Here is a 16,501-nt window from a genome sequence, read left to right as displayed (position 1 = left end):
CAGCACCCGCACGCACCCACTCCTGCCGAAAGACCTGCCATGACTTCAACACCCAGTAGCCGCTTTGACGGACCCCGCCCCCGTCTGCTGATCAGCGCGTTTGTGATGAACACGTCCAGCCACATCATGGGCGGCCAGTGGCGGCGCCCCGAGGCGCAGCAACACCGCTTTAACGAGCTTCCGCTCTGGATCGACCTGGCCCGCCAGCTCGAAGACGCCAAGTTTGATGCGATCTTCTTCGCCGACGTCGTGGGCCTTTACGGCGATTACGACGGCGGGTGGGCGTCACTGCTGAAAAAGGGCCTGCAGGTGCCGTCCAACGATCCGCTGATCCTGCTGTCCGCGCTCGCCGTGGGAACGAAGGACATCGGACTGGCCGCGACGTCGTCGGTCATCCAGAGCCACCCCTTCCAGTTCGCGCGGCAGATGTCCACTCTCGACCACCTCAGCGGCGGGCGGGTGGCCTGGAACATCGTCACCAGCGTGCTGGAGAACGCGCACCGGAACTTCAATGCCACTGAGCTGACCAAGCATGATGAACGCTACGACTGGGCAGACGAATACGTCGAAGCCGCCTACAAACTGTGGGAGGGTTCGTGGGAGGACGACGCCCTTCTCCTGGATAAGGAAAACGGCGTCCACGCCGACCCCGCAAAGGTCAGCAAGATCTACCACCGCGGGCCGCGGTATTCCATCGACGGGCCGCACCTCTCAGCGCCGTCACGGCAGCGCACCCCTGTGCTGTTCCAGGCAGGCAGTTCGGGCCGGGGACAGCAGTTCTGCGCCGCCAATGCGGAGGCCACATTTACCCTGGCGCCGAACACGGACGTGGCCGCGAAATACACCGCGGCCGTGCGCGAACAGGCCGTGGCCGCCGGCCGCCGGCCGGACGATGTGAAGTTCCTCCAGGGCATGCACTTCGTGGTGGGCGGCACCGAAGCCGAGGCCAACCGCAAAGCCGACGAGCTGGAGGAAAGCCTGGACATCGAGGCCCTGCTGGCCCACGTGGGCGGCGGGTTCGGCGTCGACCTCGGCGGCCTGCCGCTGGACACCCCGCTAGGTGACCTGGAAACCGAGGGCAGCCAGGGTCACCTGACCGCCATCCGGGCCTCCGTCCGCGGCGGCAACCCCACACTCCGGGACATTGCCCTCTACCGCAGCCGGGCCAACCGCGTGGTGGGGACGCCGGAGCAGATTGCCGACCGCCTCGAAGAGTGGCAGGACGCCGGAATCGACGGGATCAACATCATCAACCAGACCATCCCTGGCTCGTACACCGATTTCATCGAGGGTGTCCTGCCCGAACTGCGGCGCCGCGGCCTGGCGCAGTCCGGCTACTCGCCAGGAACCCTGCGCGAGAAGCTCTTCAGCGCCGGACCGCGCCTCAATGACAGGCACCCGGCGGCAGCCTTCCGGGGAGCCTTCACGGAATTCTCCGCAGCCGCCGAAAACAAACCCGCCACCATCAGCGTTTAGCCCCACTCGCAAGAAGGACCAAGAACAATGCAGCGTAGAAGTTTCCTCAAGTATGCCCTCGCGGGCGCCGGCGCAGTCTCAGTTTCGGCCCTGACCGGTTGCGGCCTCGTCAATCCGGGCGGTACCGGCTCGGCCAGTGGCGGCAAGACCATCAAGATCATCGTCACGGAGTCGGCCCCGTACCAGGAACCGACCAAGATTGCCCAGAAGCTCCTTGAGGCCAAAGGGTGGACCTTGGAGCCCACGTACGTCACGGATATTATCCAGCCCAACCTGGCCGTGGCCAACGGCGAATTTGATGCCAACTTCTTCCAGCACAACGCCTACCTGAAGCAGTTCAACCAGGACAAGAGCCTGGACAACGTGGGTCTCTTCTACGTTTACAGCGCCCCGGGCGGCATCTGGTCCGACAAGTACAAGTCTCTGGATGAGCTTCCGGACGGCGCCCGCATCGGTATTCCCGTGGACCCGGCCAACAACGGCCGTGCCCTTTTTATGCTGCGCGATGCCGGTCTGCTGGAGCTCTCGGAGGCGACGGTGATCCACACTTCCCAGGAGAACATCACCGCCAACCCGAAAAAGCTGCAGTTCGTCGAGGTGGATCAGCAGTCCCTCGCCAAGACTCTGCCCGATGTGGATGCAGGATTCCTGGTGGCCCGGATGGCGGCCGACGCCAAGCACACCAAGGACGACGCCCTGGCCTTCGAATCGGATGCGGACCAGATTCCGTTCCGGATCGTGGTGGCCGGCCGGAAGGACTTTGCCGGTTCGGAGAAAGCAAACGCCCTCAAGGAAGCTTTCCAGTCGCCCGAGGTCAAGGCTTGGTTCGCCAGCTACCAGAACGGGATCCTGCCCACTCCGTGGGACCAGGATCCGGCCGCTGATATCACCAAGCTCTAGCCCGGCCACCAGGACCTGCATAACGATGGGGGAGACGTCATGACCTACGCACCGGAGACCACAGCGCCCGCGGCGGCAACATCGCCCGAAGCCGGATACCAGCAGCTTGCCAAACGGTTCAGGCCGGTGTTTGCCCGTATCGCCGAAGGCGCGGTGGCCCGGGAGCAGGACAGGGTCCTGCCGTTCGAACAGGTCCGCTGGCTGAACGAGGCCGGCTTTGGACGGTTGCGTGTGCCCGTCGAACACGGCGGTGACGGCATCGGGTTCGAACCGTTCTTCCGGCTGCTCATCGAGCTTGCGGAGGCGGATTCGTCCGTGGCGCACCTATACCGCTCACACTTCGCATTCGTGGAGACGGTTGGCCTGGAGCCTGCGGACTTCCAAAACCGCTGGTATCCCCGGGTAGTGGCCGGCGAGATCTTCGGAAACGCCGCAACGGAACGGTCCGGAAACGTTCTGGGCGCCACGGGCACCACCCTGACCCGGGACGGGGAGGGCTGGTTGCTGAACGGCAGGAAGTTCTACACCACCGGCACCATCTTCGCCGAATGGATCGCTGTAACCGCCGGCACCGAGGGCGTCGAGGGCCGGCAGTATGCCGTGGTCAGCACCACTCAGCCCGGCGTGGAAATCCTCGATGACTGGGACGGCTTCGGCCAGCAACTGACGGGGACCGGCACCACCATCTTCCGCGACGCCGTCGTGCCCTCTGAGAATGTCATTCAGCGGTCTGTGTCCACGACGCACGAGCCGGCATTCTTCCAGCTGGTCCTGCTCGCCGTCCTTGCGGGGATTGGCAGGGCCGCGCTGGCGGATGCCCGCGTGCTGGTCCGCGACCGGAAGCGAACCTTCAACACCGGATCCGGTGAGCTGTTCCGCCATGATCCGCTGGTCCTGCAGCTGGTGGGGCACCTTTCTGCCAAGGCCTTCGCCGCCGAGTCCGTTGTGCTGGCAGCCGCCCGGGAGCTCGACGCCGCCGCCGATCCGGCGCTGGACCTCTCCGCGGTGCAGCGGTATGTCAGGGGCGAAGTCGCCGTGGAGAAGGCCCAACTGGTTGTTCCCGAACTGGTGCAGGCGGCCGCCCAGCAGCTTTTCGATATCACCGGAGCTTCGTCCACGTCCAAGTCAAAATCGCTGGATCGGCACTGGCGGAATGCCCGGACAGTTTCCACGCACAACCCGGCAGTGTTCAAAGCCAGGATTGTTGGGGACTACGAAGTCAATGGCACAACCCCGGAAGGACTGCACAGCATCGGGGATGTGCCCGCAGCGGGTTAGCGATGTGCACTCGGCCGGATAGGCTCGTGCCATGGATGCTGCTGCTCTCCGGGAGATCTGCCTGAGCTTTCCCGGTGCCTTCGAGGATTTCCCCTTTGGCCCCGAGACGTCCGTGTTCAAGGTCCGCGCCGCCGTTTCCGGGGGAGCCCGGCATGAAGCGAAAATGTTTGCTGCCTCCGCGCTGGATGCCCGCGAGCTGTCCGTGAGCTTGAAATGCGAGCCTGCCCTGGCCGAGAACCTGCGTGCAGCGCACCCCGAAATCACCGGGGCGTGGCACATGAATAAGACTCACTGGAACGGGGTACGGCTGGACGGCGCCCTCCCGGACGCCATGGTCCGGGACATGGTGGAGGACTCCTACGACCTGGTGGTGGCCACGTTGAGCCGCAAGCAGCAGGAACAGCTCGGCTGGGCACGGCTGTCCGGAACCCCTTCAGCGTCCGCTCTCCCGGGAGTACGGCCGTGAAGGGCAAGCGCCTGGTGGGCGGCAGGCTCGACTATCCGGGGGTGGGCGCCACCGAGAATGGCCGGCCGCCCGAAGGGTACCCCTGCCTGGTATCCCAGGTCTATCTTGGGCAGGGCGGGGACCTGTACCGCCGGGTGGCGCAGGGAATACTGACCTGGGAGCTGCAGCGGCGTTCGGGGCTGCGCGTCCGGGCCGAGTCCGACGTCGTCCGTCCGGGAACGCGAGTGGTGAGCGGCTTCGGCGTCGGGCCTTTCCGGATCAATGCCCCCTGCGAGGTGGTGTGGGTCCGGCGGCCCGTGCCCGGCGACGGTCCGCAGTCAGCCGGTTTCGGTTACGGCACGCTGCCCGGACATCCGGCGCGCGGCGAAGAGGCCTTTGAGGTGGAGGTCGATGACACGGGGCGGGTGTTCCTGAAGATCACCGCGTTCAGCGTGCCTGCCAACCGCTTCTACCGTGCAGGTGGCCTGGTGACCCGGGCGGCGCAGAGGCATGTCACTTCGCGATACGTTGAAGGGGCACGCCAACTCGCCGCAGGTGAAAGCTGATCAGGAGAAGGTACATGCTGGACCAACAGACCCTTGACCGCCTATGGAACTTCACGGACCCCGCGTTGTCCGAACAGCGTTTCCGGGACGCCCTTGCCGACCCCGCCTACACCACCGACGAAAAAGCCGAACTGACCACCCAGTTGGGCCGGGCCATTGGCCTGCAGGAGCGCTACGAAGAGGCCGATGCGCTGCTGGATTCAATTGACTGCGAGGAAGAACCCACAGTAGGGGTCCGGGTTTTGCTGGAGCGCGGCCGGCTTCTGACCTCGAGCGGCCATGCAGCCATGGCGGCTCCGCTGTTGGAACAGGCTGCCGAACTGGGCGACCACCTCGGCGAGGAGTTCCTCGCCGTGGACGCGCTGCACATGCTGGCGGAGGCAGATCCCGCACACGCAGAAGCCTGGACCCGGAGTGCACTTGAGTACGCCTCCACTGCGCACGACAGGCACACGAGGCGGTGGATGGCGGAGCTGCACAGCAGCCTGGGCTGGATGCTGCATCGTGCCGGCCGGTTCACCGAAGCGCTGGTGGAGTTTCAGCTCGCTGAGCAATGGGCCGAGCAGGCCGGAACACCCGTGCAACAGCAGCAGGCCCGCGAAGCCATCCTGGCCTGCGAGCTCGACATGGCAACAAACTGACGGATTACAAACGAACGGAAGGAAATCCCATGATCTTTATTGTGGTTAAGTTCAAGGTCAAGCCCGACTGGTCGGAGCGCTGGCTCGGCCTTGTGGACAGCTTCACCAAGGCCACGCGCGAGGAGCCCGGCAACCTCTGGTTCGACTGGTCCCGCAGCGTGGATGATCCCAACGAGTTTGTCCTGGTGGAAGCCTTCAAGGACGACGCCGCCGGAGACCACGTCAACAGCCCGCACTTCAAGCAGGCCATGGCGGACATGCCCCAGGCCCTGGCTGAGACGCCACAGATCATCAGCCGCCAGTTCGACGGCGACGGCTGGGACCGGATGGGCGAGCTCACCATCTGACCCCATCGGTTGCTCCGTAGGTGTCGTTCTGGGTCCTCGAAACGACACCTACGGAGCAATGGATACGATTAGGGCATGTGGGTCGGCTGGATTGAATTCGACATCCTCCTGGGCGATGTCCAGAGTCTGAAGGAGAAGCGGTCCGTTATCAGGCCGCTGCTGGCCGAGCTCAAGCGCCGCTTTGACGTCTCCGTCGCTGAGGTGGGGGACCACGATCAGTACCGGCGCTCCCAGGTGGGCGCCGGCCTGGTGGCCGCGGACCGGGCGCACCTCGTGGAGGTGCTCACCGCCGTCGAACGTTTTGTGGCCGCGCGGCCGGAGATCGAACTGCTCAGCGCCCGCCAGCGGGAGCTCCACAGCGAAGACTGACCATCGATTGCTCCGGTAGCGCCCTTTTGAGTCCCCTAAAGGGCACTAACGGAGCAATCGATGAGGGGTGTGGATAACTTCTGCAGCCCTCGACGTATTCTGCTCTGATGAAGCCATGAAAACCCCGCGCCCGTTGCCCGAGGAACTGCAGGACCGGCCTTTTACCGTCGCCGAGGCCGCACGCGCCGGGGTGTCGCAAAAGCGACTGCGACATCGCGCACTGAAGCGCCTCGGCCGGGGGATCAGGGCGGAAAGCACGACGGCGGAGCTCCCCTTGGGCGTCCGGGTGCGGCCGTTCATCGAGGTGAATGAGAAATGCGCCGCGTCGCACGTCACAGCGGCAGAGCTGCTCGCGTTGCCCCGTCGCAGGCAGAACGGAACCCCGGAGATGTTCCACATCATCAGGCCTGAGGGCTCGGCACATCTGAACAGGCCACACGTTGTGGTGCACCGGATGAGGCTGTACAGCGACGAGATCATCGTGGTGGACGGTATTCCCGTGACCACGCCGGAGCGAACGTGGCTGGACATGGCCGAAATGCTGACAATCGACGAACTGGTGGCCCTGGGGGACAGCTGCGTGCGCGTGCCGAGGGCGGCTTTTGAGGACCGGGACATGCCGCTGTGTGGCGTGGCAGATCTTCAGCGAATGATCGACAGGCACAAGGGAAAGAGAGGACTGCGCAAGGCCAAGGAAGCCATCGAACTCATTCGGGTCGGCGCCGACTCACCACAGGAGACGCTGCTCCGGCTGGCCGTAGTTAGGGCCGGGCTGCCGGAACCGGAGTTGAACGTACCCATCTTTTCGGCGGATGGCACAAGGCATCACGAGCCGGATCTTTCCTACCGGAAGTACCGGATCGGGATTGAGTACGAGGGCGAACACCACGGCGAGGCGGGCCAGATCGTCCGGGACATTGCACGCTCTGAAAGCTACGAAACGTTGGGCTGGACTGAAGTCCGCATTTCCAAACGACACATGCTGGATGACGCAAAGGCCGCGGTGGCGAAGATCCGGGCGGCCTTGTTCCAGGCAGGGTGGCGAAAGGGCCCTTAAGCATCGATTGCTCCGCAACTGCCGTTTTGAGGGTTCAAAGGGGCCGTTACGGAGCAATCGATGATAGGAAGCGGTGGGGCTTAGCCGAAGTACTTCGGCAGCGTCCCTTCGTGGGCTTCGCGGAGGGCATCGAGGGACATGGTGTCCACGCCGTTGATCTCCAGCTTGTTGCTGGCCGCATCCACCACGCCGATCCGGACGTGGGCAAAGCCGCGCGCCGTGCACATGTCCTTGAACCGGACTTCTTCGGAGCGGGGAACGCCGACAATTGCACGGCCCTGGGTCTCGGAGAAGAGCGCGGTGAACAGGTCAACGCCGTCGCGGTCCAGGACGTCCTGCAGGGCGATCCGGGCACCCACGCCGTAGCGCAGTGAGGACTCCACGAGTGCTGCCGCGAGGCCGCCTTCTGAGAGGTCGTGCGCGGAGTCGACCATGCCGTCGCGTGAGGCGTTGATCAGGATTTCACCCAGCGCGCGCTCGGCGGCGAGGTCAACCTTGGGCGGAAGTCCACCGAGGTGGCCGCGCATGTTGGCCCATTCGGAACCGTCCAGCTCGGCCGCGGTCGTACCCAGCAGGTAGATGGCCTGGCCATCTTCGCGCCAGCCCGACGGCGTGCGGCGGGCAACGTCGTCGAGCTTGCCCAGTACCGCCACCACGGGGGAGGGGTGGATGGGGGTGGTGCCCGTCTGGTTGTACAGCGAGACGTTGCCGCCGGTGACCGGGATGCCCAGTTCCATGCAGGCGTCGGACAGGCCGCGGATGGCTTCGGCGAGCTGCCACATCACGTCAGGGTCCTCGGGGGAGCCGAAGTTCAGGCAGTCGCTGACGGCCATCGGCACGGCACCGGAGGTGGCCACGTTGCGGTAGGCCTCGGCCAGGGCAAGCTGCGCGCCATGGTACGGGTCAAGGTAGGTGTAACGGCCGTTGGCGTCGGTGGCCAGGGCCACGCCCAGGCCGGTTTCCTCGTCTACGCGGACCACGCCGGCATCGTCAGGGAACGCCAGGGCCGTATTGCCGCCCACGTAGCGGTCGTACTGGTTCGTGATCCAGTCCTTGGAGCACATGTTCGGCGAGGCGACGAGCTCCGTAACGGCGGCAGCCAGTTCCGCGGGGGCGGAGGGGCGGCCGGCGTCCTGCACGGAACCGGTGAAGGAATCGGCCTGGACCGAGTCCTGCCACGAGGGGCGCGCGTACGGGCGGTCGTAGACCGGGCCGTCATGGGCAACCGTGCGCGGGTCGACGTCCACGATGACTACGCCGTCCCACGTGATGATCAGGCGGCCGGTGTCTGTGACTTCGCCGAGCCAGGAGTACTCCACAGCCCACTTGTCCATCACGGCTTCGAAGGCTTTGATGTTCTCCGGGGTGACCACGGCCATCATGCGTTCCTGCGACTCGGACATCAGGATCTCGCCCGGAGTCAGCGTGGGGTCCCGCAGCAGGACGGAGGTCAGCTCAACCTGCATGCCGCCGTCGCCGTTGGAGGCCAGCTCGGACGTCGCGCAGGAGATACCTGCGGCACCGAGGTCCTGGATACCCTCAACCAGCGAGCCCTTGAAGAGCTCCAGGCAGCACTCGATCAGGACCTTCTCGGCGAACGGGTCGCCCACCTGCACTGCGGGGCGCTTGGACGGCTTGGTGTCGTCGAAGGACTCCGAGGCCAGCACCGAAGCGCCGCCAATGCCGTCGCCGCCGGTGCGGGCACCGAACAGGACCACCTTGTTGCCCTTGCCGGAGGCGTTGGCCAGGCGGATGTCCTCATGGCGCATAACGCCCACGGCCAGCGCGTTCACCAGCGGGTTGCCCTGGTAGATGGAGTCGAACACCATTTCGCCGCCGATGTTCGGCAGGCCCAGGGAGTTGCCGTAGCCGCCGATGCCGGCAACGGCACCGTGCATCACGCGGGCGGTGTCCGGGTGGTCGATGGCGCCGAAACGCAGCGGATCCATGACCGCCACCGGGCGGGCGCCCATGGAGATAATGTCGCGGACGATGCCGCCGATGCCGGTGGCGGCACCCTGATAGGGCTCCACGAACGACGGCGAGTTGTGGGATTCGATCTTGAAGGTCACGGCCCAGCCATCCCCAAGGTTGGTCACACCGGCGTTTTCGCCGATGCCCACCAGCATGTCCTTCTTCATCTCCTCGGTCACCTTGTCGCCGAACTGGCGCAGGTGGTTCTTGGAGGACTTGTAGGAGCAATGCTCGCTCCACATGACGGAGTACATGGCCAGTTCGGCGCCGGTGGGGCGGCGGCCCAGGACCTTGACCACCTCGTCGAACTCGTTCTGCTTCAGGCCCAGCTCGGCCCACGGCAGTTCGGTGTCCGGCGTCTTGGCAGCGTTCTCGACGGTGTCGATGTTGAACTTCTTGGTGGTTTCCGTGGTCACTTGGCGCCTCCCACAATCTTGTTCAAAACGGAGGTGAAGAAGCCCAGGCCGTCGGTATCGGAACCGCCGATGCCGTCCAGCGACTCCGGGCCGAAGCCAACTTCCACCGCGTGCTCCGGGTGGGGCATTAGGCCCACCACGTTGCCGGCGGCGTTGGAGATGCCGGCGATGTCGCGGCGAGAACCGTTCGGGTTGAAGCCCACGTAACGGAAGACAACACGGCCTTCGGCTTCGAGGGCGTCCAGGACCTTTTCGTCGGCGATGTACTGGCCGTCCTGGTTCTTCAGCGGCACAGTGATTTCCTGGCCGGCCTCGTAGTCCAGGGTCCAGGCGGTGTTGCTGTTTTCCACCCGGAGGACCTGGTCGCGGCACATGAACTTCAGGTGGTCGTTCTTGATCATGGAACCGGGCAGCAGGTGCGACTCGGTCAGGATCTGGAAGCCGTTGCAAATTCCCAGTACGGGCAGCTTGGCGTCGGAATTCGCGGCGTCGATGATCTTGGACATCAGCGGAGCGAAGCGGGCGATGGCGCCGGCGCGGAGGTAATCACCGTAGGAGAAACCGCCGGGAATCACGACGGCGTCCACGTCACCGAGGGCGGTGTCCGCGTGCCAGAGCGGCACTGCGGTGCCACCGGCAAGCCGGACTGCACGGGCGGCGTCGCGGTCGTCAAGGGTGCCGGGGAATGTGACAACGCCTATGCGGGCACCCGCGAGCCGGGGCTCGGCGGCGACGGCGACTGCCTCACCGATCAAGGGAAGTTCAGTCATCTCAGGCCTCGACGACCTCGACGTTGACGACGTCCTCGATCACGGGGTTGGACAGCAGGGTCTCGGCTGCTTCACGGGCCTGGGCCAGGATTGCATCGGTCACCTCGCCGTCAACCGTCAGTTCGAAGCGCTTGCCCTGGCGGACAGAGCTAAAGCCGGTGAAGCCCAGACGGGGGAGTGCACCCACGATGGCCTTCCCCTGCGGGTCCAGAATCTCGGGCTTGGGCATGACGTCAACAACGATCCGGGGCATCCGGCAACTCCTGTGCGTGAGCTTTGGGTAAGGGCGCAGCGGAGTGGTGCCGTCTTACGCCGTTCCGGAAATGGGGGACTGCGTGGAAACAGTGCCTTTGCAACGGTGGGACGGGCGCTCCGCGAGCTTGCATGCCCATTCTACCGGCCGGAGCGCCGGACCCTGTATTCGGTGGGCTCCGTCACTGTTATCCGGTGGGAAGTGGTTTCGGGAGGTGAAGAACGACGGCGGCTCTGGCCCCGCAGGGCCGGCGTCACTAGGATTGCCGAATGGCTGAAAAATCGAAATCCCTGCTGTTGCCGGTTATGGCCGTTGCCGTTTTTGCCGGCCTGGGCCGGATGGTCATGCAAAAGATCAAAGCGGACCGGGCTGCCCGGGACACCCGCGTGGCCGGGCCCGTGGATGAGAAGACCCGCCAGTGGATCAGCGACGTGGTGCGCACACCCAGGCAGTAGCCGGACCTGCTCCTGACAATTGCCCTGTAGCGGGCGTTCCCCGAGTGGGGACGCCCGTTTTTTATGCCTGTAGGCGCCCGACCTTCGACGGCGGCAAGGACCTGCGGCGGACATCAGGTCCGGTCCCGCAGGGGCCTTCTTCCGTGTCAATTCAGGGCACTCCTTGACCGCTCACCGTCATCGGCGCTCAATGGATCTATCGAGGGAACTCAAGGCTGGTGCCCCGCCGGGTGTTTAAGCAGAGGAGAGGCGAGACATGGAAAGACGCTAGCGCTCCGCCCTCCTGCAGTTGACTGATTCGAAGACACGTATGTGTCCTATGTCATATTTAGCTCTCAGTCTGTACTGTTTGAATCGGCTGGTTCACAGCATTACAAAACCTGTAAAGCTGTGTGCCGTTCCCAGCTACTTCAGACCGGCAAATGTGGCCGGCCCGTTCCTCGTGAAAGGTGTAGTCGCTCGTGAAATCAACTGGAATAGGCCCCGCTCGGGGCGGAGGGCTCCGGAAGGCCGCGGCATTGGCCGTGGGCCTGCCGCTGCTCCTCAGCTCGATGGCGATGAGCCCCGCTACCGCGGCGCCCGCCGGGCAGGATACGGCAATAGCCGCAAAGACAACCGCGGCCACTGACTTCAAGGATGGCCGCTACATTGTGGTCCTCGCAGCCAAGGCCGCAGCCGCCTATGAAGGGGAGACCCCCGGCCTGCTCGCCACAAAGCCGCAGGACGGCCGGAAGCTGGACGTGGACGGCCCCAATTACAGGGCCTACGACGCACACCTTCGCAAGACCCAGCAGGACGTGGCCACCCAACAGGGAGTGACGCCCACCAAACAGTTCACTGCTGCCCTCAACGGTTTCACGGCCGACCTGACCGCTGCGCAGGCAGCCGAGCTCGCCAAGGACGCGAGGGTCCTCACGGTGGCGCCCGACGTCGAAAATGCCCCCGACTACACCACTAACGATTTCCTGGAACTCACGGGCGAGGAAGGCGCGTGGGAAACCCGCTTCGGCGGCGAGGAGAACGCCGGCAAGGGTGTTGTGGTGGGTGTCATCGACTCCGGCTACGCTCCGGACAACCCCTTCCTGAAGGGCGAAGCGGTGCAGCCGCTCAGCGGACCCGCCCAGGTGGGCGTGCCGTACCGTACAGCCGAGGGCCGCATCGCGATGCTCAAGGCCGACGGCACCACGTTCCTGGGCGAATGCCAAAAGGGTGTGGGCACCGGCGCCGCCTTCGACGGGACGCTGTGCAATTCCAAAGTCCTGAGTGCCCGCTACTTCGCGGACTCCTTCCTGCAGTTCGTGAAACCTGAAAACCGTGCCCCCCAGGAGCTGATCTCCCCGGTCGATGTAGGCAGCCACGGCACGCACACGGCCACCACGGCCGCCGGCAATGCCAACGTAGAGCAGGTACTCGACGGCGAGAGCTTCGGCAAGAGCTCCGGCGTGGCACCCGCTGCCAAAGTGTCGGTCTACAAGATCTGCTGGGAGGATGACAACCCGGCTACCGGCGGCTGCTACTCCTCCGCCTCTGTGGAAGCGATTGACGCTGCCATCAAAGACGGCGTCGATGTCTTGAACTATTCCATCTCAGGCAACACGAACAGCACCACGGATCCCGTGGCACTTTCCTTCCTTAACGCCGCCGCCGCCGGCGTGTTTGTGGCGGCATCAGCCGGCAACTCGGGCCCCGGTGCCTCCACGGTCAACCACGCATCGCCGTGGCTGACCACGGTGGCGGCCTCCACATTCCCCAGCGACCTCCTCGGAACCGTCAAGGTTTCGGACGGAACCCTGTACCGCGGGGCCTCCATCATGAAAACCGAGGTTGCGGACAAGCCGGCCATTGTTGCCGCGGACGCTGCAGCCGCCGGTGCCGCGAACCCCAACCTCTGCGGCCCCGGGACGCTTGACCCGGCCAAGGTTGCCGGCAAGGTTGTGGTGTGTGACCGTGGCGTAGTGGACCGGACGGCCAAGAGCCTTGAGGTCCAGAACAAGGGTGGCGTGGGCATGATCCTCGTCAACCTTTCCAACAGCTCCGAAGACGCTGACAACCACGTCATTCCCACAGTGCACGTCAACGCCCCCGACAGCCTCGAGCTGAAGTCGAAGCTCGCCGCCGACACGGCCCTGACGGTCAGCCTTGTTAAGGGCGACCTGACCGGCGAGCCGCTTCCGCCGGCGCCGCAGGTGGCGGGCTTCTCCTCCCGCGGCCCCACCCTCGCCTCAGGCGGCGACCTCCTCAAGCCGGACATTTCCGCCCCGGGCGTTAACGTCCTGGCCGGAGTGTCCACCATCGGCAACGATGGTGAGCAGTTCGGATTCATGTCCGGCACGTCCATGGCCGCACCGCACATCGCCGGTTTCGGCGCGCTGGTGCTCGGCAAGCAGCCGCATTGGAGTCCGGCACGGGTCAAGTCCGCCATGATGACCACCGCCTACCCCCTGGTTGACGCGGACGGCGAACCCAACCGGAACCCGTTCGACGGCGGCGCGGGCCATGTCGATTCCCTCAGCGTTCTGGATCCGGGCCTGGTCTACGACTCGGGCGTCAAGGACTGGCTGGCCTTCCTGAATGGCCAGGGGGTAGCTACAGGTGCTCCGCAGGCCGGGACGATTGCCGCCCAGGACCTGAACCTGCCCTCGATTGCCCTCGGCAGCCTGGTTGGCGAAGTGACAGTCAAACGCCAGCTGACGGCACTCGTTCCGGGTATGTACCGGTCCGATGTGGAGCTGCCCGGCTTCAGCGTTGACGTTGAACCCAAGGCGCTGAATTTCGCGAAGGAAGGCCAGACCCGCGAGGTGAGCATCACTATCCGCAATGACAGCGCCACGGTAGGTGAGTTCACGGCCGGCACGCTGACCTGGAAGGGTCCGAGGACCGTCACCTCACCCATCGCCGTACGGCCCGTAGATGCGCGGATTGCGCCGTCCTTCTCCTTCAGTTCAGCCACCGGGACGGGCAGCGGAACCATTGACCTCGTCTCCGGCACGGATGCACCCCTGCCCGTGGCAGTGGAAGGTCTGGCGCCGTTGAAGCAAACGGCGGCCACCAAGACGCCGGGTGCCTACGCGAGGGCCGACGATGCGCATAACGCACAAGTCTTCGTGACAGTCCCGGCAAATGCCAGCTTCGCCCGGCTCGGCATCCAGGCGGAAACGAACGACGTCGACTGGGACATGGTGGTGTACGGACCGAACGGGTCGGTCACGCAGGTGGCAACGGCTGCGGCCGGTGAGTTCCTGGACCTGGAGTCACCGCAGGCCGGCACGTACGAGATTGTGGCCAATCTCTACTCCACGCCGGGCGGAGGTGCTGCCAACGCAAACGTCCAGGCCGTCTCCTTTACCCCCTTCGAGGCGGGCACGGAGAACCTGACGGTCACCCCCAACCCGATTGTGGCGCCGAACGGTACTGCCACCACCGCCACGCTGAACTGGACGGGCCTGCGCGACGGCTCGTACATGTCCAGGCTGACGCTGGGGGAGAACGGCATCAGGACCATGGTCAACGTCAAGGTCGGAGCCGGCGCAGCAGCGTCCCCGGCCGGCTGATCGCGGGATAGGACACAAGTAACCATCTGAAACGTCCCGGCCGGCATTGCTGGCCGGGACGTTTCAGGTCCGGGACTAAACCAGGTACCTAAATCCGGGATGTTCCGTACGTACGGTGATTTCCGGTTGCCGGGGGCGTCCCGCCCAGGAGCGCCGCCAGCGAATTCCAGCGGGCGATCTCGCACCCGTCCGTCCGCCGAAAAACGGCCTGGACGGGCCGCCCGTGAAAGCTTCCGGTGACGCGGGCAACCTGCGGTCCGCCGTACTGCTGGGTGCAGAGTTTGGGCGGCCCCGGCTTCGGGAAGAAGATGTCTTCACCGAACCGCTCCACCGCCTCCAGCGCGGCGGCGGGTGCAGGCAGGGTGGATCCTGCCATGATTCCGCCGTCCTCGGCGAACAGGTGAAAGACGTACTCGACGGCGGCAGGGTCCTCCTGGAGCCGGATGGTGAGCTCAACCCGGTTCGCTGCATTCGGAGCCGCGGCCGCACTCATGGCGCCGCCGGCTCGGCCAGCGGAGCCAGTGCCTCGGCCAGGCGTCCGCGCAGCACGGCAGCCTCCTCCGCGAACGCCCGCTGGTGCTCCACATAGGCAGCTTTTCCGCCGGGGGTTTCGATGGCGATGGGCGGGTAGCCCCACTCTTCAAGGTCGTAGGGCGAGGCCTGCATATCCATGGCCCGGATCCGCCAGGACAGCTCAAAACAGTCCATGACCAGTTCACTGGGGAGTGCGGGCAGCAGTTTGTAGGCCCATTTATACAGGTCCATGTTGGCGTGCAGGCACCCCGGCTGTTCCAGATGTCGCTGGTTTTCACGGCTCGGCGTCAGCTCATTGAGTCCGATGGCGTCCGGGGTATAGAAGCGGAAGGCGTCGAAGTGTGAGCAACGGATCCTGTTGTCTTCCACCACCTTGTCCGTGCCGGCGGAGCCAAGCCTTAGCTGCAAGTACTCATGGCGCAAATCGAACTTGTCCTGCCGGTAGACCATGGCCCATTCGTGCAGGCCAAAGCAGCCGAACTGTGCCGGCCGGGCAGCGGTTCCGCGGAGGATGATCCCGGCGAAGGCCACCGCCTCCTGCCGGTCGGCCACAAAGGAACGGCGGTCAAAGGTGACCGCCGTGGTCCCTGACGGCAGCCCGACGGCGGCGAGTTCGCCGTCGTCGAGCGTTCTGTAATGCTTCCAGCCGCTCCGCGCCGCTGCCCCGTCGCCGGCCAGGACGACGCCGGTGCCCGGGTGCCAGCGCAGCAGCTGGCCCGGTTTCTGGGTGTAGTAGGTGAAAAGAAAGTCCTCCACCGGGTGCTTCCGGCCCGCCGAGCGGCGGGCAAGGTAAGGATCGGCGTAACGGCGGACGCGTTGTTGGTGCGCTTCTTCGCGGACATGCCAGGCGTCGGCCGTGAGCAGGTTAAGCTGCTCCATCGCTGGCACCCAGGACGTCCCGGGCAGCGTTCCATTCGCCGATTTCGCAGCCGTTGGTGCGTGCGAACCCGGCGTCCACGGGCGTATTGTCCACAATCCCGGTCACTGTGGCCGTCTCCGGGCCGCCGTACTGTTCGGTGCACACCCGGTCTTTGCTCGGCGGCACAGGGCTGAGGAGCGCTGCGTTGTTCTTCAGGGCAGCGCAGGCCGCATCGGCCCTGGGGTGATTGCTTTCCGCGGCGGGGACGCCGTCACGGCAGACCAGGGTGTAGTTCACCGCAGGGTCGGCGGAGGTTGGCTTCACCATGATGGAAAGTTCGGCGTTGCCCGCACCGGGTCCCGCAGTCGGGGCCGGGGGAGCGCTGGGCGACGGGGCGGGAACGCTCGTCTCGGTATCCGGGGCGGGGGCATCGGAGGCGCCCTGGGTGGCAGATGAACTGACAGACGGAGCGGCGGACGACGTGGCAGCGGGGCTGGTGGATGACGGCGGGGTGTTGTCCGGCGTTCCCGTGCAGGCGGCGAGCCCGGCCACAGCGAGGACCGCCACAAGCGGCCGTAGTGTTCGCAGGCGCATGAACCCTCCTAGGTTG

At 65.3% G+C, this 16,501-nt stretch carries 17 protein-coding genes; 11 read left to right on the top strand and 6 right to left on the bottom strand.

Translation table 11 applies throughout. From position 1 onward, the window contains the following. Nucleotides 1–39: 39 nt before the first annotated feature. The 9 genes from GUV69_RS11795 to GUV69_RS11755 all read left to right on the top strand — a co-directional run bounded on the left by GUV69_RS11795 (nucleotide 40) and on the right by GUV69_RS11755 (nucleotide 7,079). On the top strand, nucleotides 40–1,476 hold the full coding sequence (locus GUV69_RS11795) for an LLM class flavin-dependent oxidoreductase (RefSeq protein WP_164202546.1): 1,437 nt from the start codon (nucleotides 40–42) through the stop codon (nucleotides 1,474–1,476). Between the two features lie 27 nt (nucleotides 1,477–1,503). Continuing rightward, complete coding sequence (locus GUV69_RS11790; protein ID WP_164202544.1) at nucleotides 1,504–2,376, top strand: MetQ/NlpA family ABC transporter substrate-binding protein; 873 nt, start codon at nucleotides 1,504–1,506, stop codon at nucleotides 2,374–2,376. 39 nt (nucleotides 2,377–2,415) lie between these two features. Beyond that, nucleotides 2,416–3,654 (top strand): acyl-CoA dehydrogenase family protein, encoded by a 1,239-nt coding sequence (locus GUV69_RS11785; protein ID WP_164202542.1) that lies wholly within the window; start codon nucleotides 2,416–2,418, stop codon nucleotides 3,652–3,654. Nucleotides 3,655–3,685: 31 nt separating this feature from the next. Beyond that, on the top strand, nucleotides 3,686–4,120 hold the full coding sequence (locus tag GUV69_RS11780) for an MmcQ/YjbR family DNA-binding protein (RefSeq protein WP_164202540.1): 435 nt from the start codon (nucleotides 3,686–3,688) through the stop codon (nucleotides 4,118–4,120). Beyond that, nucleotides 4,117–4,665, top strand: a complete 549-nt coding sequence (locus tag GUV69_RS11775; RefSeq protein WP_164202538.1) for a DUF1990 domain-containing protein — start codon at nucleotides 4,117–4,119, stop codon at nucleotides 4,663–4,665. The genes GUV69_RS11780 and GUV69_RS11775 overlap by 4 nt, the downstream gene beginning before the upstream one ends. Before the next feature lie 14 nt (nucleotides 4,666–4,679). Further along, on the top strand, nucleotides 4,680–5,306 hold the full coding sequence (locus GUV69_RS11770) for a tetratricopeptide repeat protein (protein WP_164202536.1): 627 nt from the start codon (nucleotides 4,680–4,682) through the stop codon (nucleotides 5,304–5,306). 29 nt (nucleotides 5,307–5,335) lie between these two features. Then, the gene (locus GUV69_RS11765; protein WP_164202534.1) at nucleotides 5,336–5,653 is read left to right on the top strand and encodes a putative quinol monooxygenase; all 318 of its coding nucleotides are present in this window, start codon (nucleotides 5,336–5,338) and stop codon (nucleotides 5,651–5,653) included. A 75-nt stretch (nucleotides 5,654–5,728) separates the two neighbouring features. Continuing rightward, entirely contained in the window at nucleotides 5,729–6,022 is a 294-nt protein-coding gene (locus tag GUV69_RS11760; RefSeq protein ID WP_164202531.1) for a DUF503 domain-containing protein, read from the top strand. Between the two features lie 115 nt (nucleotides 6,023–6,137). Then, nucleotides 6,138–7,079 (top strand): type IV toxin-antitoxin system AbiEi family antitoxin, encoded by a 942-nt coding sequence (locus tag GUV69_RS11755; protein WP_244292703.1) that lies wholly within the window; start codon nucleotides 6,138–6,140, stop codon nucleotides 7,077–7,079. Nucleotides 7,080–7,159: 80 nt separating this feature from the next. On the opposite strand, the gene purL is transcribed toward GUV69_RS11755, so the two are convergent. The 3 genes from purL to purS are packed head-to-tail and all read right to left on the bottom strand — an operon-like array spanning nucleotide 7,160 to nucleotide 10,492. Beyond that, entirely contained in the window at nucleotides 7,160–9,469 is a 2,310-nt protein-coding gene (purL, locus tag GUV69_RS11750; RefSeq protein WP_164202529.1) for a phosphoribosylformylglycinamidine synthase subunit PurL, read from the bottom strand. Then, the gene (purQ, locus tag GUV69_RS11745) at nucleotides 9,466–10,239 is read right to left on the bottom strand and encodes a phosphoribosylformylglycinamidine synthase subunit PurQ (protein ID WP_164202527.1); all 774 of its coding nucleotides are present in this window, start codon (nucleotides 10,237–10,239) and stop codon (nucleotides 9,466–9,468) included. Before purQ ends, purL begins: the two co-directional genes overlap by 4 nt. A 1-nt stretch (nucleotide 10,240) precedes the next feature. Further along, a complete protein-coding gene (gene purS, locus GUV69_RS11740) occupies nucleotides 10,241–10,492 on the bottom strand; it encodes a phosphoribosylformylglycinamidine synthase subunit PurS (protein WP_066287204.1) in 252 nt (83 codons plus the stop codon). 269 nt (nucleotides 10,493–10,761) lie between these two features. Between purS and GUV69_RS11735 the strand changes: the two genes are divergently transcribed. Then, nucleotides 10,762–10,947 (top strand): hypothetical protein, encoded by a 186-nt coding sequence (locus GUV69_RS11735; protein WP_164202525.1) that lies wholly within the window; start codon nucleotides 10,762–10,764, stop codon nucleotides 10,945–10,947. 551 nt (nucleotides 10,948–11,498) lie between these two features. After that, nucleotides 11,499–14,498 (top strand): S8 family serine peptidase, encoded by a 3,000-nt coding sequence (locus GUV69_RS11730; protein ID WP_431197129.1) that lies wholly within the window; start codon nucleotides 11,499–11,501, stop codon nucleotides 14,496–14,498. An 88-nt stretch (nucleotides 14,499–14,586) separates the two neighbouring features. Here the strand turns inward: GUV69_RS11730 and GUV69_RS11725 are convergent, their stop codons facing one another. The 3 genes from GUV69_RS11725 to GUV69_RS11715 are packed head-to-tail and all read right to left on the bottom strand — an operon-like array spanning nucleotide 14,587 to nucleotide 16,485. After that, on the bottom strand, nucleotides 14,587–14,991 hold the full coding sequence (locus tag GUV69_RS11725; RefSeq protein ID WP_164202523.1) for a serine protease inhibitor: 405 nt from the start codon (nucleotides 14,989–14,991) through the stop codon (nucleotides 14,587–14,589). Next, nucleotides 14,988–15,911: a 3-methyladenine DNA glycosylase gene (locus GUV69_RS11720; RefSeq protein ID WP_164202521.1), complete on the bottom strand. Its 924-nt coding sequence runs from the start codon at nucleotides 15,909–15,911 to the stop codon at nucleotides 14,988–14,990. The genes GUV69_RS11725 and GUV69_RS11720 overlap by 4 nt, the downstream gene beginning before the upstream one ends. Further along, the gene (locus GUV69_RS11715) at nucleotides 15,898–16,485 is read right to left on the bottom strand and encodes an SSI family serine proteinase inhibitor (RefSeq protein WP_164202519.1); all 588 of its coding nucleotides are present in this window, start codon (nucleotides 16,483–16,485) and stop codon (nucleotides 15,898–15,900) included. Before GUV69_RS11715 ends, GUV69_RS11720 begins: the two co-directional genes overlap by 14 nt. Nucleotides 16,486–16,501: the final 16 nt, after the last annotated feature.

Origin of the sequence: [Micrococcus luteus] ATCC 49442 (assembly GCF_010367585.1) — a bacterium.
Classification (GTDB): Bacteria; Actinomycetota; Actinomycetes; order Actinomycetales; family Micrococcaceae; genus Arthrobacter; species Arthrobacter luteus_A.
The sequence above is the reverse complement of the archived record's forward strand: the minus strand, read 5'-3'. Positions and strand labels throughout refer to the sequence as shown.